The 20491-nt window shown below is 71.6% G+C and carries 22 protein-coding genes; 3 read left to right on the forward strand and 19 right to left on the reverse strand.

The annotated features are described in order from the left end of the window. Positions 1 to 7: 7 nt before the first annotated feature. Together ACFPFQ_RS33885 and ACFPFQ_RS33890 are read left to right on the forward strand one after the other, a co-directional pair. On the forward strand, positions 8 to 1045 hold the full coding sequence (locus tag ACFPFQ_RS33885) for a LacI family DNA-binding transcriptional regulator (protein WP_379626469.1): 1038 nt from the start codon (positions 8 to 10) through the stop codon (positions 1043 to 1045). Then, complete coding sequence (locus tag ACFPFQ_RS33890; RefSeq protein WP_379626276.1) at positions 1039 to 1878, forward strand: alpha/beta fold hydrolase; 840 nt, start codon at positions 1039 to 1041, stop codon at positions 1876 to 1878. Before ACFPFQ_RS33885 ends, ACFPFQ_RS33890 begins: the two co-directional genes overlap by 7 nt. A gap of 20 nt (positions 1879 to 1898) precedes the next feature. On the opposite strand, the gene ACFPFQ_RS33895 is transcribed toward ACFPFQ_RS33890, so the two are convergent. From ACFPFQ_RS33895 to iolC, 15 genes are all read right to left on the reverse strand, one after another. After that, positions 1899 to 2111 (reverse strand): hypothetical protein, encoded by a 213-nt coding sequence (locus ACFPFQ_RS33895; protein ID WP_379626278.1) that lies wholly within the window; start codon positions 2109 to 2111, stop codon positions 1899 to 1901. A 158-nt stretch (positions 2112 to 2269) separates the two neighbouring features. Continuing rightward, a complete protein-coding gene (locus ACFPFQ_RS33900) occupies positions 2270 to 3289 on the reverse strand; it encodes a Gfo/Idh/MocA family protein (RefSeq protein WP_379626280.1) in 1020 nt (339 codons plus the stop codon). Then, positions 3286 to 4158 (reverse strand): sugar phosphate isomerase/epimerase family protein, encoded by an 873-nt coding sequence (locus ACFPFQ_RS33905; protein WP_379626282.1) that lies wholly within the window; start codon positions 4156 to 4158, stop codon positions 3286 to 3288. The genes ACFPFQ_RS33900 and ACFPFQ_RS33905 overlap by 4 nt, the downstream gene beginning before the upstream one ends. After that, on the reverse strand, positions 4155 to 5159 hold the full coding sequence (locus ACFPFQ_RS33910) for a Gfo/Idh/MocA family oxidoreductase (protein WP_379626284.1): 1005 nt from the start codon (positions 5157 to 5159) through the stop codon (positions 4155 to 4157). Before ACFPFQ_RS33910 ends, ACFPFQ_RS33905 begins: the two co-directional genes overlap by 4 nt. After that, a complete protein-coding gene (locus ACFPFQ_RS33915; RefSeq protein ID WP_379626286.1) occupies positions 5156 to 6022 on the reverse strand; it encodes a sugar phosphate isomerase/epimerase family protein in 867 nt (288 codons plus the stop codon). Before ACFPFQ_RS33915 ends, ACFPFQ_RS33910 begins: the two co-directional genes overlap by 4 nt. A 4-nt stretch (positions 6023 to 6026) precedes the next feature. Continuing rightward, complete coding sequence (locus tag ACFPFQ_RS33920; protein WP_379626288.1) at positions 6027 to 7040, reverse strand: Gfo/Idh/MocA family oxidoreductase; 1014 nt, start codon at positions 7038 to 7040, stop codon at positions 6027 to 6029. Beyond that, positions 7037 to 7861, reverse strand: coding sequence for an ATP-binding cassette domain-containing protein (locus tag ACFPFQ_RS33925; protein ID WP_379626290.1), 825 nt, complete (start codon positions 7859 to 7861; stop codon positions 7037 to 7039). Before ACFPFQ_RS33925 ends, ACFPFQ_RS33920 begins: the two co-directional genes overlap by 4 nt. 4 nt (positions 7862 to 7865) lie before the next feature. After that, positions 7866 to 8921 carry an ABC transporter permease gene (locus tag ACFPFQ_RS33930; RefSeq protein ID WP_379626292.1) on the reverse strand — a complete coding sequence of 352 codons (1056 nt, stop codon included), beginning with the start codon at positions 8919 to 8921 and terminating at the stop codon, positions 7866 to 7868. A gap of 66 nt (positions 8922 to 8987) precedes the next feature. After that, positions 8988 to 9986, reverse strand: coding sequence for a substrate-binding domain-containing protein (locus tag ACFPFQ_RS33935; protein WP_379626294.1), 999 nt, complete (start codon positions 9984 to 9986; stop codon positions 8988 to 8990). 75 nt (positions 9987 to 10061) lie between these two features. After that, positions 10062 to 10985 carry a TIM barrel protein gene (locus tag ACFPFQ_RS33940; protein ID WP_379626296.1) on the reverse strand — a complete coding sequence of 308 codons (924 nt, stop codon included), beginning with the start codon at positions 10983 to 10985 and terminating at the stop codon, positions 10062 to 10064. 1 nt (position 10986) lies between these two features. Then, the gene (locus ACFPFQ_RS33945; RefSeq protein WP_379626298.1) at positions 10987 to 12483 is read right to left on the reverse strand and encodes a CoA-acylating methylmalonate-semialdehyde dehydrogenase; all 1497 of its coding nucleotides are present in this window, start codon (positions 12481 to 12483) and stop codon (positions 10987 to 10989) included. Next, a complete protein-coding gene (gene iolD, locus ACFPFQ_RS33950; RefSeq protein WP_379626300.1) occupies positions 12480 to 14336 on the reverse strand; it encodes a 3D-(3,5/4)-trihydroxycyclohexane-1,2-dione acylhydrolase (decyclizing) in 1857 nt (618 codons plus the stop codon). Before iolD ends, ACFPFQ_RS33945 begins: the two co-directional genes overlap by 4 nt. After that, entirely contained in the window at positions 14333 to 15199 is an 867-nt protein-coding gene (gene iolB, locus ACFPFQ_RS33955; protein WP_379626302.1) for a 5-deoxy-glucuronate isomerase, read from the reverse strand. Before iolB ends, iolD begins: the two co-directional genes overlap by 4 nt. Before the next feature lie 29 nt (positions 15200 to 15228). Continuing rightward, positions 15229 to 16104 (reverse strand): Cgl0159 family (beta/alpha)8-fold protein, encoded by an 876-nt coding sequence (locus tag ACFPFQ_RS33960; RefSeq protein ID WP_379626304.1) that lies wholly within the window; start codon positions 16102 to 16104, stop codon positions 15229 to 15231. Beyond that, positions 16097 to 17056, reverse strand: coding sequence for a 5-dehydro-2-deoxygluconokinase (iolC, locus tag ACFPFQ_RS33965; RefSeq protein WP_379626306.1), 960 nt, complete (start codon positions 17054 to 17056; stop codon positions 16097 to 16099). Before iolC ends, ACFPFQ_RS33960 begins: the two co-directional genes overlap by 8 nt. Positions 17057 to 17192: 136 nt before the next feature. On the opposite strand from iolC, the gene ACFPFQ_RS33970 reads away from it, so the two are divergent. Further along, a complete protein-coding gene (locus ACFPFQ_RS33970; protein WP_379626308.1) occupies positions 17193 to 17912 on the forward strand; it encodes a GntR family transcriptional regulator in 720 nt (239 codons plus the stop codon). A gap of 57 nt (positions 17913 to 17969) precedes the next feature. Here the strand turns inward: ACFPFQ_RS33970 and ACFPFQ_RS33975 are convergent, their stop codons facing one another. From ACFPFQ_RS33975 to ACFPFQ_RS33990, 4 genes are all read right to left on the reverse strand, one after another. Continuing rightward, positions 17970 to 19142, reverse strand: coding sequence for a DUF427 domain-containing protein (locus tag ACFPFQ_RS33975; RefSeq protein WP_379626310.1), 1173 nt, complete (start codon positions 19140 to 19142; stop codon positions 17970 to 17972). A gap of 73 nt (positions 19143 to 19215) precedes the next feature. Continuing rightward, entirely contained in the window at positions 19216 to 19518 is a 303-nt protein-coding gene (locus tag ACFPFQ_RS33980) for a M20/M25/M40 family metallo-hydrolase (RefSeq protein ID WP_379626471.1), read from the reverse strand. Continuing rightward, entirely contained in the window at positions 19416 to 20012 is a 597-nt protein-coding gene (locus ACFPFQ_RS33985) for a peptidase dimerization domain-containing protein (RefSeq protein ID WP_379626473.1), read from the reverse strand. The genes ACFPFQ_RS33980 and ACFPFQ_RS33985 overlap by 103 nt, the downstream gene beginning before the upstream one ends. Beyond that, positions 20009 to 20206, reverse strand: coding sequence for a hypothetical protein (locus ACFPFQ_RS33990; protein ID WP_379626312.1), 198 nt, complete (start codon positions 20204 to 20206; stop codon positions 20009 to 20011). The genes ACFPFQ_RS33985 and ACFPFQ_RS33990 overlap by 4 nt, the downstream gene beginning before the upstream one ends. Between the last annotated feature and the right edge of the window lie 285 nt (positions 20207 to 20491).

A 20491-nucleotide genomic window follows, 5' to 3' on the forward strand; every position in this document is an offset into this window, starting at 1 on the left:
GGCGAGTATGATCCGGTCCGGCAACGACTCGTGTCAAGGGGGAAATGTGGGCCGCAGGCCGCGTCTGGAGGATGTCGCCGCAGACGTCGGCGTGTCCACCGCATCCGTCTCCCTGGTGCTGCGCGGGGTGGCGGGACCGAGTGCGGAGACCCGGGAACGGGTGCTGGAGTCGGCCGCCCGGCTGGGCTACCGCGCTGACCGCACCGCGAGCCTGCTCGCTCGCCGCCGCACGCACCTCGTCGGTGTGCCGGTCGCGCTGCGCGACGCGTTCCGCGCCGAGCTGGCCGAGGAGGTGCAGCTGGCGGCGGACGCGCGCGGCTACACCGTGGCGCTGAGCGCGATCACGGCGGTGCACGACGAGGAACGGGTGGCCGAGACGCTGCTCGACCTGCGCTGCGAGGCGATCCTGCTGCTCTCACCGGATCTGGATGCGGCGACGCTCGACAAGCTCGGCGCGCGCGTGACGCTGGTGACGATCGGTCGCCACGTCGAGCCCACCACCTTCGACGTGGTGCGCGTGGCCGACGACGACGGCGTCGGGATGGCCGTGGAGCACCTCGTCGGGCTCGGGCACCGCCGGATCGTCCACGTCGACGGCGGTGCGGCCCCGATGGCCACCGACCGCCGTGCCGGCTTCCTCGCGGCGATGGCCCGCCACGGCCTGCCGACGGGGCGGATCCTGCCGGGCGGCTACGACGAGGAGGCGGGCGCGCAGGCCGCCCGCGTGTTGCTGCGCGAGGGGGAGCTGCCGACGGCCGTGGTCGCGGCCAACGACCGCAACGCCATCGGCCTGCTCGACGTCTTCCTGCGGGCCGGCGTGCGGATGCCCGAGGAGCTCTCGGTGGTCGGCTACGACGATCGCGAGCTCGCCCGCCTCGCGCACATCAACCTGACGACGGTGAGCCAGGAGGCGAGTGAGCAGGCGAGCCGGGCGGTGGAACTGGCGCTGGAACGGCTCGACGGGAACCGGACCGACCCTGTCGAGGTCGTCATCGCGCCGCGGCTGGTGGTGCGCGGCACCACCGGGCCGGCAGCGGGGTGCTGACCTTCGCCGCTGCCGACGAGACCATGCTCGCCTACCGCGTGACCGGTGTGGGCGAGCCGTTGCTGGTGCTGCCCGGCGGGCCGATGCGCGACGCCGCCTACCTCGGTGACCTCGGCGGACTCGGATCCCGGCGCACCCTGCACGTCCTCGACCCACGGGGTACCGGTGCCTCGGCCAGGTCCGCCGAGCCGGCCTCCTACCGCTGCGACCGGCAGGTGGCCGACGTCGAGGCGTTCCGCGAGCACCTCGGGCTGGAGCGGGTCGACGTGCTCGCGCACTCGGCAGCGGCGAACCTCGCCGTGCTGTACGCGGCGCGCCACCCCGAGCGCGTCGGCGCGCTGGCCCTGATCACACCGAACCTCGCTGCGCTGGGTGTCGACGTCCCGGTGGCCGATCGGCGCGCGGTCGCGGCCGCCCGCGCGCACGAGCCATGGGCCGCGGCTGCGATGGCCGGACTGGAAGCGTTGGCCGCGGGTGAGCTGGCCCCGCAGCACTGGGCGGCCACGACGCCGCTGCAGTACGGCCGCTGGGACCGGGTCGCGCAGGCGCACGCGGCGGCCGAGGACGCGCAGGCCCATCCGGACCTCGCCGCCCAGTTCTTCGCGCCGGGTGTCTTCGACCCCGCCGCCACGGCAGCGGCGGTGGCGACGTTCACCGCGCCGGTGCTGGTGCTCGCGGGCGAGCTGGACAGCGGCCCGACGCCGGTGGCCGCCGCGACGATCGCGCGGTTCTTCCCGGATGCCGTCGTCGCGGTGCAGGACGGCGGCGGCCACTTCCCGTGGCTGGACGATCCGTCCGCGTTCGTGCGGGTCGTGGCCGGGTTCCTGGGCTGAGGCTTCCTGGGCTGAGCGCGTCAGTCCTGCCGGGACGGGCGCTCGGCACGCTGGACGCGCCCGCGTCCGAGCTGGCGCATCTGCTCGGCGAGTGCCGCCTCGACGGCAGCGTGGACGGCCGCGGGCGAGACATCGGGATCCACCGACCGGGCCGCGGCCAACGATCGTGATGACACGGAGATGTTGACCATGCTGCTCGCCTCCCAAAGGCTGTCGGCCACAGTGTGAGCCATTCATGCTCCAGGAATCATCGCCGCGGCGGGCCGTCTCGTGTCACCTTCGGGTGAGGTGTACGTCACTTTCCCGAAACGTCACCGACGCATTGCACCCGCTCGCCCCCGGACGTCAGGAAGGACGCCCTCCTGACATCCGGGGCGGGGGCGGGCGGCGCTCAGGTCGCCGGAACCTCGCTGCGCGGCCGCGGGGCGAAACCGGCCGCCACGTACCCGTCGTCGATCAGCTCCGCCGTCGCCACGGCGTCGTCGAGGTCGACGGGGAACGGGGCGCCGTCTCGCAGGTGCGCCCGCAGCGCCTCCAGCTGGTAGACGTAGCTCGGGCGCGTGCCCAGGTGCTCGACGCGGGTGCCAGCCGCAGCCGTGATCTCCACGGTGTCGTCGTACTGGGGCAGCACGAAGTTGTTGGCCGTGACGGATCCCAGCTCGCCGGTGACCCGCAGCGTGATCGTCGAGTCGGGCGCACCCATGTGGCAGCGGGCCCGGCCGGTGACCCCGGACGGGAACACCAGCCGCGCGTCGATCCACTCGTCCACGCCGGGGTGCGGCGGGTGTTCGGCGCCCGTGGCGGACACGACCGACGGGGCTCCACCGGCCCACGGCGCGAGCATCCGGTGGGCGTGCAGCGCGTAGCAGCCGAGGTCCATCAGCGCGCCCCCGGCGAGCGGGAGCGACCAGCGCACATCCGTGTCGGGCGGCGCCGGGATGGCGAACACCGCCTCGACGCTGCGCAGCGCGCCGATCTCGCCGGAGTCGACGACCGCCAGCACCCGGCGCAGCACCGGGTGGTGGACGTAGTGGAACGCCTCCACCACCGTGACGCCGGCCTTGACCGCAGCGTCCCGCACCTCGCGGGCCTCCTCGGCGTTGCTGGCGAACGGCTTCTCGCTCAGCACGGCCTTGCCCGCCTCGATCGCACGGCGGTTCCACGGCCCGTGCAGCCCGTTGGGCAGCGGGTTGTAGACGAGGTCGATCTCGGGGTCGGTGACGAGCTCGGCGTAGCTCGCGACGATCCGCTCGACACCGTGCTCAGCGGCGAAGGCGGCCGCCCGCTCGGTGTCGCGGGCGGCGATCGCGACGAGGCGGTCACCGGTCTCGTGAGCAGGGGCGACGATCGCGCCGCGCGCGATGCGCGCGGCGCCGAGGATGCCGATCCGCAGTGGATCCGGGTGGGTCATGAGCCCATGATCGCGCGCAGCTGCTCCACGCTGGTCCGGACGTCGACGAGCGGGCCCTCACCCGCGGGCTCCTCGGTGAGGATCGTGTCCTGCTCCAGCACGTACCAGCCGTCGTAGCCGCTGGCCGTCAGGTCGCTGACGATCGAGGCGAAGTCGACGTCACCGTGCCCGACCGGCCGGTACATGCCCTCGCGGACGGCCTCGGTGTAGGTCCGGCGCCCGGACTGCACCTGCCTCGCGAGCCCGAGGTCGACGTCCTTGATGTGCGTGTGCGCGATGCGCTGCGGCGCCTGCCGGGTGAGCTCGGCCGGGTCGGTGCCGCCGATCAGCAGGTGGCCGGTGTCGAGGCACAGCGAGATCGCCGAGCCGTCGAGCACGTTCTGCACGTCGGTGCCGTTCTCCACCATCGTGCCGACGTGCGGGTGCAGCACCGCGCGCACACCCTGCTCGGCCGCGAGCGCCGAGAGCCGGTCCAGGTTGGCCAGCAGCGTCCGCCAGCCGTCGGCGTCGAGCTCGGGGCGGGCGTCGTAGCCGTCCTGCCCGGTGGCGGCCGAGAGCACGAGCACGTCGGAGCCGGTGGCCGCGTAGGTCTGCAGCACCTTCTCGATCTCCGGCAGCGGGTCGTGATCGGAGGCGTGCAGCACGACGGGGACGAAGCCGCCGATCGCGTGCAGGTGGTGCTCGGTGAGCACGGCGGCCATGGCGGCCGGGTCGGCCGGGAGGAACCCGTCGGGCCCCAGCTCGGTGGCGGCCAGCCCGACCGCGGTCATCTCGGCCAGCACGCGCGCGGGAGCGAGCTGGTAGCCCCAGCCGGGCACCTCGCAGACGCCCCAGGAGATGGGGGCTCCGGCGATCTTCTGCGCACTCATGGTTGGTCGTTCTTCCTCTCGGTGGCAACGGTCACGGTCTGCCCGGTGCGGTAGGACGTCTCGGCGGCGGCGGCCAGGTCGAACGCGGCCAGCGCGTCCCGCCCGCCGGCCCGCGGCGCGGTGCCGGTCTCCACGGCGTGGGCGAACGCCTCCAGCTCGGCCACGTAGGCCAGCCGGTGCCGCTCGCCGAAGTTGCTCAGCAGGTCCCGCGACGCCCAACCCGGGGTGCGCCACTCGTAGTTGTGGCGGTGCGCGCCGTCGACCTTGGCGGTGGCGAGCGTGCCCATCACCTCGGTGGAGCACTCGTAGCCGTAGCGGGCCGAGCGGCTGTTGTCGATCACGCCGAGCGCGCCGTTCTCGAACCGGAGCACGACCACCGCGGTGTCGAGGTCGCCGATCTCGGCGAACGCCGGGTCGGCCGCCGCGCCGTGCGCCGTCACCTCGACGACCTCACCCACGAGCCAGCGGGCGACGTCGAGGTCGTGCACCGTGACGTCGGCGAAGAACCCGCCGGAGTTCTTGAGGAACGCGGGGTTGGGCGGCGTCATGTCCCGCAGCGTGGTGCGGAACAGCGTGACCTCGCCCAGCTCGCCGGCGTGGATGCGCTCGGCGACCACGACCCAGTCAGGGTCGAAGCGCCGGTGGAAACCCACCTGCAGCACCACCCCCGCCCGTTCCGTCGCCTCGATGGCGTCGACGGCGGTGGCGCGGTCCATCGAGATCGGCTTCTCGCAGAACACGTGCCGGCCCGCGGCTGCGGCCGCCACGGTCATCTCGGCGTGGGTGCCGGTGGGCGTCGCGATAGCGACGGCGGGAGCGGCGTCGAGCAGCTCCTTGTACGTCGCCACCCACGGCACGCCGAGCTCCCCGGCAACGGTCCGCGCGACGTCGGGATCGGCGTCGTAGACCGCGGCCAGCCGGGTCGCGGCGCCGCGCGCGATGTTGTCGGCGTGGATCCGCCCCATCCGGCCGAGCCCGGCCAGTCCGACGTCGACCGTCATGAACCCACTCCGTACTTGGCCACGTACCCGGCCACCTTCTCCCTGTTGGCGATGAGCGACTGCCGCGCGCGGTCCTCCCACGCGAACACGCAGACGGTGGCGATCCCGTCGAAGCCGACCTCGGCGAGCGTGGCGAAGAACAGGTCCCAGTCGACCTCGCCCTGCCCGATGTCGAGGTGCTGGTGCACGCGCGCGGTGGATCCCGGCGGGTTGACGATGTAGCGCAGTCCCGACGAGCCGGTGTGGTCGAACGAGTCGGCCAGGTGCAGCTGCGTCAGCATCGGTCCGGCGTAGCGCAGGACGTCGGCGAGATCGCCGCCCTGGTGGAACGTGTGCGGCGCGCAGTAGAGGAACGACACGAGGTCGTTGTCGATCCCGCGGATGAGGTCGACGGCGCCGCGGCCGTCCTCCATGAAGTCGTCCGGGTGCGGTTCCAGTACCAGCCGCACACCCTCGGCCTCGAAGACGGGCAGCAGCTCCTCCATCGAGCGCCAGAACTGCGCCTCGCTCGCCGCAGCGGCCTCCGGACGGCCGTTGAGCTCGGAGTTCATGACGTCGCAGCCGAGGTCGACCGTGATCTGGATGGCCCGGCGCCAGTACCGCACCGCGGCCTGGCGCTCGGCCTCGTCGGGGCCCGACCACTTGTAGAGCGGCAGCACCGACGCGACCTCGACACCTGCCGCGTCCAGCTCGCGCTTGAAGGCCGTGATCTGGGCCCGGTTCGCCCGCGGATGCACGAAGAAGGGCATGAAGTCATCACGCGGGGAGAGCTCGATGTGCTCGTAGCCCAGCTCCGCGACCAGCCCCGGCAGCTCCAGCAGCGGGGTCGTGCGCAGCATGTACGGGTCGACCGCGACCTTCACCGCGTCACGCCTCCTTGTAGAGGTCGGGACGCTCGCGCAGCACCACCGGCTCACGCTGTCCGGAGTGCAACGCGGCGGCGGCCGTGTCGCAGGCGACCGTGGCGGCGTAGCCGTCCCAGGCGCTCGGTCCGGTGGTACCGCCCGCGGTGACGGCGGCGATCCAGGCGCGGAACTCCGTGTCGAAGGCCGGAGCGAAGCGCTCCGGCCAGCTCTGCGGCACCCGCCCGGCGAACTGCGCGGCGCTCTTGATGATCGCGCCGGCACTCTCCGACAGCTCGACGGTGCCGTCCTCGCAGACGACCTCGCCACGGATGTCGTAGCCGAACCCGGCGTTCACCGACGCCTCGACGTCGACGAGCACCCCGCTCGCCATCTCCATCAGCACGAACAGCGGGTCGTTGAAGCCCTCCCGGGCCTTGGTGCTGCGGCGCGGCTTCAGCACCGTGATGGCGGCGATCTCGTCGTCGAACATCCAGCGGGCCACATCGATGTCGTGCACGGTCGAGTCGTTGATGATCATGTCGCTGGTGTAGTGGTCGGGCACCGACGGGTTGCGGTGCGCGGCGTGCATGAGCAGCGGCAGCCCGATCGCGCCGCCGGTCACGGCCGCCTTCATGGCGCCGTACTGCGCGTCGTAGCGGCGCATGAAGCCGACCATCACCAGCCTGCGCCCGGCAGCGACCTCGGCGTCGACGATGCGCTCGCAGGCCTCCCGCGTGGTGGCCAGCGGCTTCTCGCAGAACACCTGCTTGCCCGCGGCGATCCCGGCCAGCACGTACTCCTCGTGCGTCGGGCCCCACGACGTGACGATCACGGCGTCGACACCCGCATCGGCGATGAGGGCCTGCCCGGTCTCGTGCACCACGGCACCGGGCAGGTCATCGGCCACCGTGCGGGCCCGATCGAGGTCCACATCGGTCACCGCGGCGACGCGGGCCCCCGACAGCACATGGGTGATCCGGCGGATGTGGTCCTGCCCGATCATCCCCGTGCCGATCACGCCGACGTTCAACGTCACGTCTTGTTCCTCTCCAGCTCGTGGGCGAGTTCCTCGAGCTCCTGACCGCCCGCCATCTGGGTGGTGAGCTCCTCGAGGGTGACCTCGGAACGCTTCTTGTCCAGGACGCAGCGGCCGAGCTTGAGGATGATGAAGTGGTTGCCCACCATGTAGGCGTGGTGCGGGTTGTGCGTGATGAACACGACGCCCAGGCCGGCGTCGCGGGCGGCGGCGGTGTACTTGAGCACCACCCCGGACTGCTTGACGCCCAGCGCCGCGGTCGGCTCGTCGAGGATCAGCACCCGCGCTCCGAAGTAGACGGCGCGGGCGATGGCGACGCACTGGCGCTGCCCGCCCGAGAGCGTGCCGATGGGCTGGTTGATGTCCTTGACGGTGATGCCCATCTTGCGCAGCTCTTCGTCGGCGATGCGGCGCATCGCCTTGATGTCGAGCGGGGCGAGAGGGTAGTTGCCCTTGCGCAGCTCGGAGCCGAGGAAGAAGTTGCGCCACACCTCCATCAGCGACACCACGGCGAGGTCCTGGTAGACGGTGGCGATGCCGTGGTCGAGCGACTCGCGCGGCGAGCCGAACTGCACCACCGCGTCGTCGACCTTCAGGACGCCCTCGGTGTGCGGGTGCAAACCAGAAATGATCTTGATGAGCGTGGACTTGCCCGCACCGTTGTCGCCCAGCACGCAGGCCACCTCGCCGGCGTTGACGGTGAGGTTGATGCCCTCCAGCGCGCGGATGGCGCCGTAGGCCTTGCCCACGTTCTCCATCTGGACGAGCGGGGTGCCGGCCTGCAGGTCGGGTGCCGCGTGTTCGGCGATCGTGTCGGTCATGGGGTCACCGCCTCTGGTTCGCGTACTTGCGGACGTACAGGTTGACCACGACGGCGAGCAGCAGCATCGCGCCGAGGAAGGCCTTGAACCAGTTCGGGTCCCAGCCGGCGTAGACGATGCCCTGGGTGACCATGCCGAAGATGAACGCGCCGAGTGCCGAGCCCAGCGCGGACCCGTAGCCGCCGGTGAGCAGGGCACCGCCGACGACCGCGGCGATGATGTAGACGAACTCGTTGCCGACGCCGAGGCCCGACTGCACGCTGTTGAAGTTGAAGAGCAGGTGCATCCCGAGGAACCAGCCCAGGAACGACACCCCCATGAACAGGCCGATCTTGACCTTGGGCACGGGCACGCCGACGGCGCGGGCGCTGTCGGAGTTGCCGCCGGAGGCGAAGATCCAGTTGCCGGTGCGGGTGCGCAGCAGGATCCAGGTGGCGAGCGCGACGAACAGCGCCCACCAGATCACCGTCACCTTGATCGTGATGAACCCGAGCGGGATGTCGGAGGCGAAGATCGCCTTGGCCGCGGCGAACCCGTCGAGCTGGTCCACGTTGGCGGTGGCGACGGTGCCGGTCACCAGCTTCGTGACGCCGAGGTTGATGCCCTGCAGCACGAAGAACGTGCTCAGGGTGATCAGGAAGCTCGGGATGCCGGTACGCACCACCAGGTACCCGTTGAGGAACCCGATGCCCAGCGCGATGGCCAAGCTGACGATGATGCCGACCCACATGTTCAGGCTGAACTGGTAGCTGATCATCGCCGAGGCCAGCGCGGCCGTGGTGACGGTGACGCCCGCGGAGAGGTCGAACTCCCCGCCGATCATCAGCAGCGCCACGCCCACGGCGACGATGCCGATGGTGGAGCTCGCGTAGAGCACGGTCGAGAACGCGGGCAGCGTGCGGAACGACGGGGCGACGGCGAAGAAGAAGATGAAGATCGCGATGGCCGCGGCGAGTGCGCCCACCTCGGGCCGGCCCAGAATCCGTGCCGTCAGTGACCGCTCGACACGCGCCGGTTCAGGGGCGGACGGCGGCGGTGACGTCGTCATGGTGAGACTCATGACTTGCTCCATGGGTTGAGCGGTGCGGGGGAGCCGGCAGACCTGCCGGCTCCCCCGCAGCGGGGCCTATCGGGTGTTGTTGGCCGCGTAGGTCGCGATCTTGTCGACATTGGACTTGTCCACGAACGACGGTCCGGTCAGCACCGGCTTGCCACCGCCGAGGTCGTTGCCGTTGGTGAGGTTGAGCCACAGCGACTGCACGGCCATGTAGCCCTGGACGTAGGGCTGCTGGTCGATCGAGAACAGGATCCCGCCGCTCTGGATCTGCTTCGCGACATCGGCATTGAGGTCGAACGTGGCGACCTTCGCCTTGCTGCTGCCGCCCTGGGCAGCCTGCAGCGCGGCGAGCGCGATGGGCGCGCCGAGTGTCACGACGTAGGCGATCGAGGGGTCCTGCTGCAGCTTCGCGCCGATCGTCTGCTGCACCGACGGCAGGTCGGTGCCGTTGACCTGCAGGTTCTCGGTGTTCGGGAACGTCGCCTTCACACCGGCGCAGCGCGCCTCCAGCGCGACGCTGCCCTGCTCCTGCAGCACGCAGATCGCCTTGCCGGGACCGGCGGCGGTGAGCTTCTGGCCCAGCGCCTGGCCCGCGACAGTCTCGTCGGAGCCGAAGTACATCGAGATGCCGTACTTCTGGTAGTCGTTGATGCCGGAGTTGAACGCGACGGTCGGGATCTTGGCGTCCACGGCCTTCTTGGCGGCGGGGCCGACCTGGTCGGCGTAGGCCAGCGTCACGGCCAGGCCGTCGACCTTGCTGTCGATCGCGTTCTGGATCAGCGTGGCCTGCTGGCCTGCGTCGTTGTTGTTGGAGTACTTCAGGTTGACGTTGAGCTCCTTGGCGGCCTGCTCGGCGCCCGCCCGGACCTTGTCCCAGAACGAGTCGCCGGGCGCCTCGTGGGTGACCATCGCGATCGTGTACTGCTTGCCGCCCGCGCTGCCGACGGCAGGAGCGCCGCTGCTCGGAGCGTTCTGCGCCGCACCGCCCTGGCTGCTGCAGGCCGCGAGGGCCACAGCCAGCGCGCCCGCTACGGCGAGCGCGCGCACCGCCTTCGGGGTACTCCTCATCGAGTATTTCCTCTCATCGGTGCAGCCGACCTGCGGGCAGCTGCGTGTTCTCGGGGGCGAACGGGTTCGGGCACGTCAGTAGGGCCAGCGCCGCGTCGGGCGCAGGCCGCATCCGGCGAAGTAGCCGGCCGTACGCGCCCCGATCGGGAGCGGGATGTGCGGCTCGACGGGGTAGAGATCCTGCTCGACCACGGTGAAGAGGTCGGTGTCGATCGCCGCCAGTGCATCCAGCAGCGGTGGCATCGCGGGGACGCCGTAGGGCGGCTCGCACATCACCCCGAGCGGCACGGCCTCGGCGAGCGAGAGCTTGTCCGCGGCCACGCGGGCCCGGATCGCGGGGTCCACCTGCTTGAGGTGCACGTAGCGGATCCGCTGCGGGAAGCGCTCGATGATGGCGATGTTGTCGCCGTCGCAGTAGGAGATGTGCCCGGTGTCGAGGCACAGGTTGACGTAGCGCGGGTCCGTGTCCTGCAGGAACCGCTCGACGCGCTGTTGCGTGTCGACGTGGGTGTCGGCGTGCGGGTGGAACACGAGGTCCACGCCGTGCTCCTCGAGCAGCACCTTGCCGAGCCGGTCGTAGCCGGTGGTGAGGTTCTTCCACTGTTCGGGATCGATGTCGGCGCTGGCCACCAGCGAGCCGCCGTGCATGTCGGTGTACTGCTCGGGCAGCAGCACCAGGTGCCGCGCGCCCAGCGCGGTGAGCAGGCGGGATTCCTTGCTGCAGGCCGCGATCGCGTCGTCGAGGGCCTCGGCTCCGCGGTGCAGGCCGGCGAAGATCGTGCCGCCGCACAGCTTCAGGTCGCGGGAGTCCAGCTCGTCGCGCAGCTGTGCGGGGTCCTGCGGCAGGAAGCCGGAGGGGCCGAGCTCGGTCCAGTAGTAGCCGGCCTGCGCGATCTCGTCGAGGTACTGCTGCCAGCCGACCTGGTGCTGGTCGGACGGGAACCAGACGCCCCACGAGTCCGGTGCGGTGCCGAGGGTGAGCCGGTCGATAGCGGCCATCTCAGGTGGCCGTCGGGAAGTGGAAGCTGGAGTCGCTGGCGGCCTCGACACGCGGCCACCGCGATGTCACGACCTTCGCGCGCGTGTAGAACGAGACGCCCTCCGGCCCGTGGATGTGCTTGTCCCCGAACAGGGAGTCCTTCCACCCGCCGAAGGAGTAGTAGGCCATCGGCACCGGGATCGGGACGTTGATGCCGATCATCCCGACCTTCACACCCCGCTGGAACCGCCGCGCCGCCTCCCCGGACGAGGTGAAGATCGCGGTGCCGTTGCCGTAGGGGTTGGCGTTGATGATCGCGATGGCCTCGTCGACGGAATCGGCGCGCACCACCGAGAGCACCGGGCCGAAGATCTCCTCCGTGTAGACGTCCATCGACGTCGTGACGTTGTCGATGACCGTCGGGCCGACGAAGAAGCCGTCCTCGTGGCCGGGCACGGTCAGGCCGCGACCGTCGACGGCCAACGTCGCGCCCTGCGCCTCGCCGGTACCGATCAGCCCGATGATCCGGTCGCGGGCGGCCGCGGTGATGACCGGTCCCATCTCGCTGGTGGCGTCCCGACCGGGGCCGACCTTGGTGGCGATCGCCTTCGCGCTGACGGCCTCGACGATCGCGTCGGCAGCCGAGCCGACGGCCACCGCCGCGGAGATCGCCATGCAGCGCTCGCCCGCCGAGCCGAACGCGGCGGCGACCAGGTGGTCCGAGGTGTAGTCGATACCGGCGTCGGGCATCACGATGGCGTGGTTCTTGGCCCCGCCCAGTGCCTGCACGCGCTTGCCCGCCGCGGTGCCGCGCTCGTGGATGTAGCGCGCGATCGGCGTGGAGCCGACGAACGACACGGCAGCGACACCCGCGTGGTCGAGCAGCGCGTCGACCGCGATCTTGTCGCCGTGCACCACGTTGAACACGCCGTCGGGCAGCCCGGCCTCGGCCCACAGCTCGGCCGCGAGCATCGATGCGCTCGGGTCGCGCTCGCTGGGCTTGAGCACGAACGTGTTGCCGCACGCGATGGCGACCGGGTACATCCACATCGGCACCATGGCCGGGAAGTTGAACGGGGTGATGCCCGCGCAGACGCCGAGCGGCTCGCGGAAGGAGAACAGGTCCACACCGCTCGAGACCTGGTCGGAGTACTCGCCCTTGAGCAGCGACGGGATACCGCACGCGAACTCGACGACCTCGAGCCCACGCTGCACCTCCCCGCGCGCGTCGGAGAGCACCTTGCCGTGCTCGTCGGAGATGAGCGCCGCGAAGTCGCCGATGCGGGCGTTCACCAGCTCGCGGAACGCGAAGAGCACCTTGACCCGCTGCGACAGCGACGACTGCGACCAGGTCTCGAAGGCCGCTGCCGCCGCGCTGACCGCCGCGTCGACCTCGGCCACGCTCGCGAGCGGCACCTCCGCCTGCTGCGCCCCGGTGGCGGGGTTCCACACCGGGCTGGTGCGCGCGGGGTCGCCCGTGACCGGCTTGCCGCCGATCCAGTGCGTGATGGTCCTCAAGGTCGGTCCTTCCCGATGAGCGGCCGCTGGGCCGCCTTGTGGGTCTCGTAGGTCTTGCGGGCCTGCTGCGTGCTGTCCAGCGACGCGACCTCCGACACCGGCACGTCCCACCAGCTCTCCGGCGACGGGACGGGCGCGAGCGGGTCGGTCTCGATGTGGATGGCGGTGGTGCGGCTCGACGCGCGCGACGTCGCGATCGCGGCCCGGAACTCCTCGATCGTCCGGACCTTGATCACGTCGGCGCCCAGGCTCGCGGCGTTGGCGGCCAGGTCGATCGGCAGCGTCGCGCCGTCGAGCTGCCCGTCGGCGCTGCGGTAGCGGTAGCTCGTGCCGAAGCGCTGGGAGCCCAGCGACTCCGAGAGCGCACCGATGGACGCGAACCCGTGGTTCTGCACGATGACGAGGTTGAGCTTGATGCCCTCGGAGACCGCCGTGACGATCTCGCTCGCCATCATCAGGTACGAGCCGTCGCCGACGAGCGCGAAGACCTCCCGATCCGGAGCGGCCATCTTGACGCCCATGGCACCGGCGATCTCGTAGCCCATGCAGCTGTAGGCGTACTCGACGTGATAGGCCTTGGCATCCCTTGCGCGCCAGAGCATCTGCAGGTCACCGGGCATGGAGCCGGCCGCCTGCACGACGACGTCGCGGGCGTCCATCTCCTCGTTGAGCGCGCCGAGCACCTCGGTCTGGGCGGGCAGCGGCTGGTGTCCGAGATGGAAGGACTCGTCCACCACCCGGTTCCAGTCCGTGACGTCCCAGGTCTGCTCGACGCGGTAGCCGTCGAGGGCCTCGGTGAGCGCGTCGAGGCCCTCGCGGGCGTCGGCCACGAGCATCTCGCCCGCGTGCTTGGCCGCGTCGAACGATGCGACGTTGAGGTTGACGAACCGCACGTCCGGGTCCTGGAACGCGGTGCGCGACGCGGTGGTGAAGTCGCTCCAGCGGGTGCCGACGCCGATCACGACGTCGGCGTCGCGGGCCAGGGCGTTGGCCACCGGGGAGCCGGTGGACCCGACCCCGCCGACGGCGTGGCTGTGGTCCCACAGCAGCGCGCCCTTGCCGGCCTGGGTGTCGGCCACCGGGATGCCGGTGGCCTCCGCGAACCGGCGCAGCGCCTCGGTGGCCTCGCTGTAGTGCACGCCGCCGCCCGCCACGAGCAAGGGGCGCCGCGCCGAGCGGATGACCGCGACGGCACGGGCCAGCGCAGCAGGTTCGGGTACCGGGCGCGCGAGGTGCCAGACGCGCTTGGCGAACAGCGCGTCTGGCCAGTCGTGCGCCTGCGCCTGCACGTCCTGGGGGAGCGCGATCGTGACAGCGCCGGTCTCGGCCGGATCGGTGAGCACGCGCATCGCGCCCAGCAGTGCCGAGGGCAGCTGCTCGGGCCGCCAGACCCGGTCGAAGAACTTCGACAGCGGGCGGAACGCGTCGTTGACGCTGACGTCGTAGCCGTACGGCTGCTCCAGCTCCTGCAGCACCGGGCTCGCCACGCGCGTCGCGAACACGTCCGAGGGCAGCAGCAGCACCGGGATCCGGTTGGTGGTGGCCAGCGCCGCACCGGTGAGCATGTTGGTGGAGCCCGGCCCGATCGACGCCGTGCACGCCAGCGCCTGGGTGCGGTTGCGCATCCGGGAGTAGCCGACAGCGGCGTGCACCATGCCCTGCTCGTTGCGCGCCAGGTGGTACGGCAGCTCGCCGGACTCGGCGACCTCCAGCAGCGCCTGGCCGACGCCGGCGACGTTGCCGTGGCCGAAGATGCCGAAGCAGCCCGGGATCAGGCGCTGCTCGATCCCGTCGCGCTCGCTGTACTGGTTGGCGAGGAAGCGGACCAGCGCCTGGGCGACCGTGAGTCTCACGACCGTTCCTCCGTGGTGGTGAGGGGGAGCCGGGGGTCGATCGCCTGGTCGTCCCAGGTGCCGCGGACCCAGCCGTGCGCCGGGTCGTCGCAGATCAGCCAGGCGCGATCGGGGCTCGGCCCGGCCATGACGTTGAGGTAGTAGAGGTGGTATCCGGGTGTGGCCATCGACGGGCCGTGCCAGCCGTGGGGGATGAGCACCGTGTCGCCGCTGCGCACCTCGGCGCAGACGTCGATCTCGCGGCCGGGACCGGAGGTGTAGACGCGCTGGAAGCCGGGTCCGTCGTTCTCGACCTCGAAGTAGTAGATCTCCTCGAGCTCGGCCTCGCCGTCTCGCTGCTCGTCGTGCTTGTGCGGCGGGAACGACGACCAGTTCGCGCCCGGCGTCAGCACCTCCACGGCGATCAGCTTCTCGGCCTCGAACGTGGCAGGCGTGCAGAAGTTGTTGACCTGGCGGCTCGCCTGCCCGGCGCCGCGCAGCTCGACCTGCACCCCGTCGGCAGGCCCGTACCGGGCGGTGAGGCGCTTCGTCGCGCGGGCCGCCGGGAGGGCGAACCGGCCGCCGTCGGCGGACGTGACGGTGACCGTCGCGTCGCGGGGGACGTAGGCGAAGTCGGTGACGCGGGTGAACACGCCGCGCCGCCCGGCCAGCTCGAACGTCTGGCCGTCGCACGCCACGGTGCAGGAACCCGACAGCGGCAGCACCAGCGTCTCGTCCTCGCCGGTGTCGAACGTGGCGCTGCCGCCGGCCGCCAGCTCCAGCACGCGCAGGCTGCTGTAACCCCAGCCCGCCGACTCGGGCGTCACGACCAGCTCGAACGTGCCGTCGGCGGTCTCGCCGCGACGCAGGACGTGCTTGCTCATCGTGCTGATGGGCGAACTCGCAAGCTCGTTCACAGGAGCCCCACCGCCGCATCCACCGCTGCCGCCACGTCGTCTTTCGGGGGATAGAGCAGCGATCTGCCGATCACCAGCCCCTGCACGGTCGGCAGCGCGAGTGCCTTGCTCCAGCTCGCGAACGCGGCGTCGGGATCGGCGGAGACCTCGCCGCCGAGTATCAGCGCGGGCAGTGTGGTGGCGGCCATCGCGCGCTCCATGTCGTCGACGATCGGGACCTTCAGCCAGGTGTGCGCCGACGTGCGGCCGAGCCCGGCCGCCACCGTCATCGCACGGATCATGGCGTCGGCCGTGAGCTCGTTGCGCACCCGGCCGTCGACGCGGTGGCAGATGAACGGCTCGACCATCGCCATCAGCCCGTGGCCCGAGAGGTCGCCGACGGCCTGGGCGCACGCCTCCAGCGTGGCGACGGTGGCGGGGTCCTCGGGGTCGATGCGGGTGAGCATCTTGCCGCCCTCGAAGCCCGAGGCCGCGATGCTGGGGGCGTCGTAGGCGGTGAACCGGTCGTCGATCTCGAACGCGGTGCCGGCCAGGCCGCCGCGGTTCATCGACCCGACCACGACCTTGCCGTCGAGCGCGCCGAGCAGCAGCAGGTCCTCGAGGATGTCGGGCGTGCCGAGCACCCCGTTGACACCCGGTCGCGACAGCGCGAGCACCAGCCGGTCGAGCAGGTCGGCGCGATCGGCCATCGCGAACGGGCGATCGCCCGCCCGCAGCGCGCCGCGGGCCGGGTGATCGGCGGCGATCATCATCAGCCTGCCGTGATCGCCCAGCAACGAGCCGGGCCGAGTGCGCGCGGCCGCCGCGGCGGCGACCGCGTCCGGGCGCCGGACCCGGGAGTCGATCAGGTGCTGCAGCTGGTCCTCACGCACGGGCGGTCTCCCCCAGTTTCGCCTCGACCTCATCGGCGGTGGGCATGGCGTCGGCGCAGGCCAGCCGGCCCGCCACGACGGCCCCGGCGGCGTTGCAGAAGCGCATCGAGCGCTCCAGGTCCCAGCCCGAGAGCAGGCTGTGGCACAGCGCCCCGCCGAACGCGTCCCCCGCGCCCAGCCCGTTGACCACCTCGACGGGTGCCGGTGGCACCTGCACCTCGGTCTTCCCGTCCGACGCGAGCACGCCGGCCGGGCCCTGCTTCACCACGGCCAGCTCGACACCCGCGTCGTGCAGCGCGCGGATGGCGGCGTGCGGCTCGCGCACCCCGACGGCCGTGTCGCACTCGTCGAGGTTGCCGACCGCGACCGTGACGTGCGGGAGCGCCTCGGCGTACCAGCGGCGGGCCTCCTCGCGCGACGACCAGAACATGTCCCGGTAGTCCAGGTCGAACACCGTGATGCCGCGCCTGCCCCGCTCGCGCAGCGCATCGAGCGTCGCGGTGCGGCTCGGCTCCTGCGAGAGGCCCGTGCCGGTGACCCAGAAGATGTCGGCGTCGCGCACCGCGTCCATGTCCAGCTCGGCGGTGCGGATCTCCAGGTCCGGTGCCTTGGGGAACCGGTAGAAGTACAGGGGGAAGTCGTCGGGCGGGAAGATCTCGCAGAACGCGAGCGGCGTCGGGAGGCCCTGGACCGCGGTGACGTAGCGATCGTCCACCCCGAAGCCGCGCAGCGCGTCGTGCAGGTACTCGCCGAACGGGTCGGCGCCGGTGCGGGTGATCACGGCGCTGCGGCGCCCGTAGCGCGCGGCGGCCACCGCCACGTTGGTCGGGCTGCCGCCGAGGTACTTCCCGAACGTCTCCACCTCCCGCAGCGAGACACCCACCTGCAGCGGGTAGATGTCCACACTGATGCGGCCCATGGTCAGCACCTCGGGCGGCCGGGCCAGCGACATCGCTTCACCTCTCGTCGATTGCAGGGGACAAGATGTACCCTCGTCCTACATGCACGTCAACACTTTGTCCTGACAAAGTGTGGAACTGGGGGTCACCGTGGTCGCGTTTCCACCCGGCGGGAACCTGGTGCCGGTCGTGCCGCTGGATCGCACCAGCCCGGTGCCCCTGTACTTCCAGGTGGCCACGAAGCTGCAGCAGCTGATCGAGGACGGCGACATGCCCGTCGGCGGGCGGCTGGAGAACGAGGTGGAGCTCGCCGACCGGCTCGGTGTCTCCCGCCCGACGATGCGCCGGGCCATCCAGTACCTGGTGGAGCGCGGCATGCTCGTGCGCAAGCGCGGCGTCGGCACGCAGATCGTGCATCCGAAGGTGCGGCGGCCCGTCGAGCTGTCGAGCCTGTACGACGACCTCGCGAAGAGCGGGCAGGAACCGCGCACGGAGATCAGGTCGTTCGAGCTGATGCCGGCGCCCGACCACATCGCCGAGGCGCTGGGGGTGCCGGAGGGCACCGAGGTCACCTGGCTGGAGCGGCTGCGCTACGCGGGTGGCGAGCCGCTGGCGATCATGCACAACGCCGTGCCCGTCGACCTGCTGCCCCTGCGCCGCGAGGATCTCGACGGTCGCGGCCTCTACGAGCTGCTGCGAGCCGCCGGGCACGTGCCGCGCATGGCCAACCAGGTGGTGGGCGCCAGGGCCGCGACCTCGGCGGAGGCGCGCGTGCTGGGTGACGCGCGCGGCGCCCCGTTGCTGACGATGACCCGCACGGCCTGGGACGCCGGTGGCCGGGCGGTGGAGTACGGCTCCCACATCTACCGGGCCAGCCGCTACAGCTTCGAGTTGACGCTCAGCAGCTGAGGCCGGCAGCGTCGCGAAGCCCGTTCCTGCAACGCGAGAGCCGGTGGCGCCGGGCGATCAGGCGGCCGGCTGCTCCTCGATCACGAAGCGGTCGGCGTAGAAGGCGACATGGTCCTTGATCTCGGCCACCGCGTCGTGCGGCGCCTCGTAGGTCCAGATCGCGTTGGTGAGCTTCTCCCCGCCGGACGGGACGCTGTAGTAGGACGCGTCGCCCTTGTACGGGCACCAGGTGGAGTGCTCGGTGTGCTCGATCAGGGACGCGTCGACGTCCGCGAGCGGCACGTACTGCACGGCGGGGTAGTTCGACTCCTGCAGGACGAGCGCCGCCGTGGTGTCGGCCACGACCTTCCCGTCGAGCTTCACCACCACCCGCGCCGGGTTCTGCTTGACGGTGATGGGGTGATCCGGGCCCGGGATCAGGATCTGCTTGTCAGCCATACCATGGCCAACCCCGTCCCGGTTGCCGGTGTTCCCCCCGGCGTCTGCCTCCGGCTCCGGATCGCAGCATGGTGGCCATCCTGCGATCTGACGCTGGGAAAGCCACCATGCTGCAGTCCGGGGCGGGGGGAGGTCGTCCTCGTCGAGCGGCTGCTCGATCAGCAGGAGGCCGAACTCGTCGAGCTTCGCCAGGTGCAGGGCGTCGGCCAGCGTGTACGCGGTGTTCGCGTCCACCTGCAGCGGGATGTCGCCGAAGCGCTCCCGCACCGCGCGCACCGGCTCGACGTCCCAGCCCGGCTTGATCTTCAACTTGATCCGGACGTAGCCCTCGTCGAGGAACCCGCCGACGGTGTCGAGCAGCTCCGGGATCGAGTCGGCGATCCCCACCGACACCCCGGACGGCACGAGGTCGTGCACCGAGCCCAGGTGCTGCGACAGCGGGATGCCCGCCGTGCGCAGCTCCGCGTCCAGCACGGCCAGCTCGACGGCGGCCTTGGCCATCCGGTGCCCCTTGACCGGCGCCAGCGCGGTGGCCACCCGCCCGGCGTGCAGGCCGGGGGACGCCACGAGCGCGGGCAGCAGGAACCGCTTGGTCACCTCGGCCGCCATGTCCGCGAACTCCGGGGAGTACAGCGGATCGGCCATGGCGACGCACTCGCCCCAACCCACGGCGCCGTCGGTCTCCAGCCGGACGAGCAGCACATCGCGCTCGTACTCGGTGCCGAACGACGTGGTGAACGGCGACTTCAGCGGCATCGCGAGCCGGATCAGCTCGGCTCCGTTGATCCTCACGGGTTCCTCTCCAGAACGTAGTGGCCGGGCCACGCCGGTGACGTGGAACCCGGAGGCGACGCGCAAAGGGCGTTCACGACGGTGCACCGGTGCGGTCGAGCACGGTGGCGACGATGCCGGCGAGCAGCGCGGCCCGGTCCGGGATCACCGCGACCGACGCCCACTCGCCCTCGGCGTGGGCGAGGTCGCCCACGGCGCCGAGTCCGTCGAGGGTGGGCGTGCCGACGCCCGCGGTGAAGTTGCCGTCCGATCCGCCGCCGACCGCCGCCGACGTCAGCGGCGGCAGCCCGACCCGCTGCGCGACGGCCTGCGCGGTGGCGTAGAGCCCGGCCGACGCCTCGACGTCGAGCGGTGGCCGGTTCGGGCCGCCGCCGATCTCGAGGGCGGCACCGGCCACGACCGGGCGCAGTGCCCGGAACGCCGCGTCCACTGCTCGGCGCGGGTGGTGGCCCGGACGTCGCAGCGCAGCCCGGCGTGCTCGGGCACCGTGTCGGTGGTGGTGCCGCCGCTGCACACCGTCGGGGTGACGGTGGTGCCGGCCGCCGGATCCGCGAACCGGGTGATGGCCAGTACCTGGTGCGCCAGCTCGACGGTCGCGTTGATGCCGCGCTCGGGCTCCAGTCCCGCGTGGGCCGCGTGGCCGCGCACCGTCAGCCGGTACCTCGACACGCCCTTGCGGCTGATCTTGAGCGCGCCGCCCGCGCTGGCCTCGGTCACCAGCGCTGCTCGGGCACCCCTGGCCTCGCGCTCGATCAGGCCGCGCGAGCTCGGTGAGCCCAGCTCCTCGTCGGAGGTGACCAGCACGGTGATGCCGGTCGGATCTTCGAGGGCGGCGAGCGCGTGGAAGATCTGCACCAGCCCGACCTTCATGTCGAACACGCCGGGGCCGGTGGCCGCAGGAGATCGGCGGCCAGCTCCATCAGCAGTTCCGCGCAGGCCGCGGTGGCCATCCGGTCGTCGGACGGCGACGCGCAACCGACCAGCGCGGCCAGGTCGTCGACCATCCGGCCGCAGGCGGCGCGCAGCCGCGGCAGCAGCGCGTCCGGCCGCGTCATCGCGGTCACGACGCCCAACTCGTCGGGCAGCAACCGATCGGCTCGGTCGGGGTGCCGGAGAGCTCGGCCAGCAGGCCCAGGGTCGTGGTCATGGGTCAGACGGTAGGCAGCACCCGGGCTCGGCCCCATGGTCGGCGCCGACGAAATCCGGACCGTGAACGTGTGCGACAACACACCAGAGACGCCCGCGGGCGCGTGCCCAACGACATGTGGACGCGCAGCTGCTGCTTCCCTCCGTCGACGACAGTCGCCGGAAGCGGGTGCCGAGCAGCGTCGACGGACATCGCATCGGTG

It is taken from the genome of Pseudonocardia sp. GCM10023141 (assembly GCF_042653605.1).

Bases quoted from the DNA above. Each gene is read 5' to 3' on its own strand.
- ACFPFQ_RS33885 (WP_379626469.1), top strand. From the start codon at position 8: ATGATCCGGTCCGGCAACGACTCGTGTCAAGGGGGAAATGTGGGCCGC.
- ACFPFQ_RS33935 (WP_379626294.1), bottom strand. From the start codon at position 9,986: ATGAGGAGTACCCCGAAGGCGGTGCGCGCGCTCGCCGTAGCGGGCGCG.
- ACFPFQ_RS33910 (WP_379626284.1), bottom strand. From the start codon at position 5,159: ATGACGGTCGACGTCGGACTGGCCGGGCTCGGCCGGATGGGGCGGATC.
- ACFPFQ_RS33905 (WP_379626282.1), bottom strand. From the start codon at position 4,158: ATGAGTGCGCAGAAGATCGCCGGAGCCCCCATCTCCTGGGGCGTCTGC.
- iolB (WP_379626302.1), bottom strand. From the start codon at position 15,199: ATGAGCAAGCACGTCCTGCGTCGCGGCGAGACCGCCGACGGCACGTTC.
- ACFPFQ_RS33925 (WP_379626290.1), bottom strand. From the start codon at position 7,861: ATGACCGACACGATCGCCGAACACGCGGCACCCGACCTGCAGGCCGGC.
- ACFPFQ_RS33940 (WP_379626296.1), bottom strand. From the start codon at position 10,985: ATGGCCGCTATCGACCGGCTCACCCTCGGCACCGCACCGGACTCGTGG.
- iolC (WP_379626306.1), bottom strand. From the start codon at position 17,056: ATGTCGCTGGCCCGGCCGCCCGAGGTGCTGACCATGGGCCGCATCAGT.
- ACFPFQ_RS33895 (WP_379626278.1), bottom strand. From the start codon at position 2,111: ATGGCTCACACTGTGGCCGACAGCCTTTGGGAGGCGAGCAGCATGGTC.
- ACFPFQ_RS33900 (WP_379626280.1), bottom strand. From the start codon at position 3,289: ATGACCCACCCGGATCCACTGCGGATCGGCATCCTCGGCGCCGCGCGC.
- ACFPFQ_RS33985 (WP_379626473.1), bottom strand. From the start codon at position 20,012: ATGAAGGTCGGGCTGGTGCAGATCTTCCACGCGCTCGCCGCCCTCGAA.
- ACFPFQ_RS33930 (WP_379626292.1), bottom strand. From the start codon at position 8,921: ATGAGTCTCACCATGACGACGTCACCGCCGCCGTCCGCCCCTGAACCG.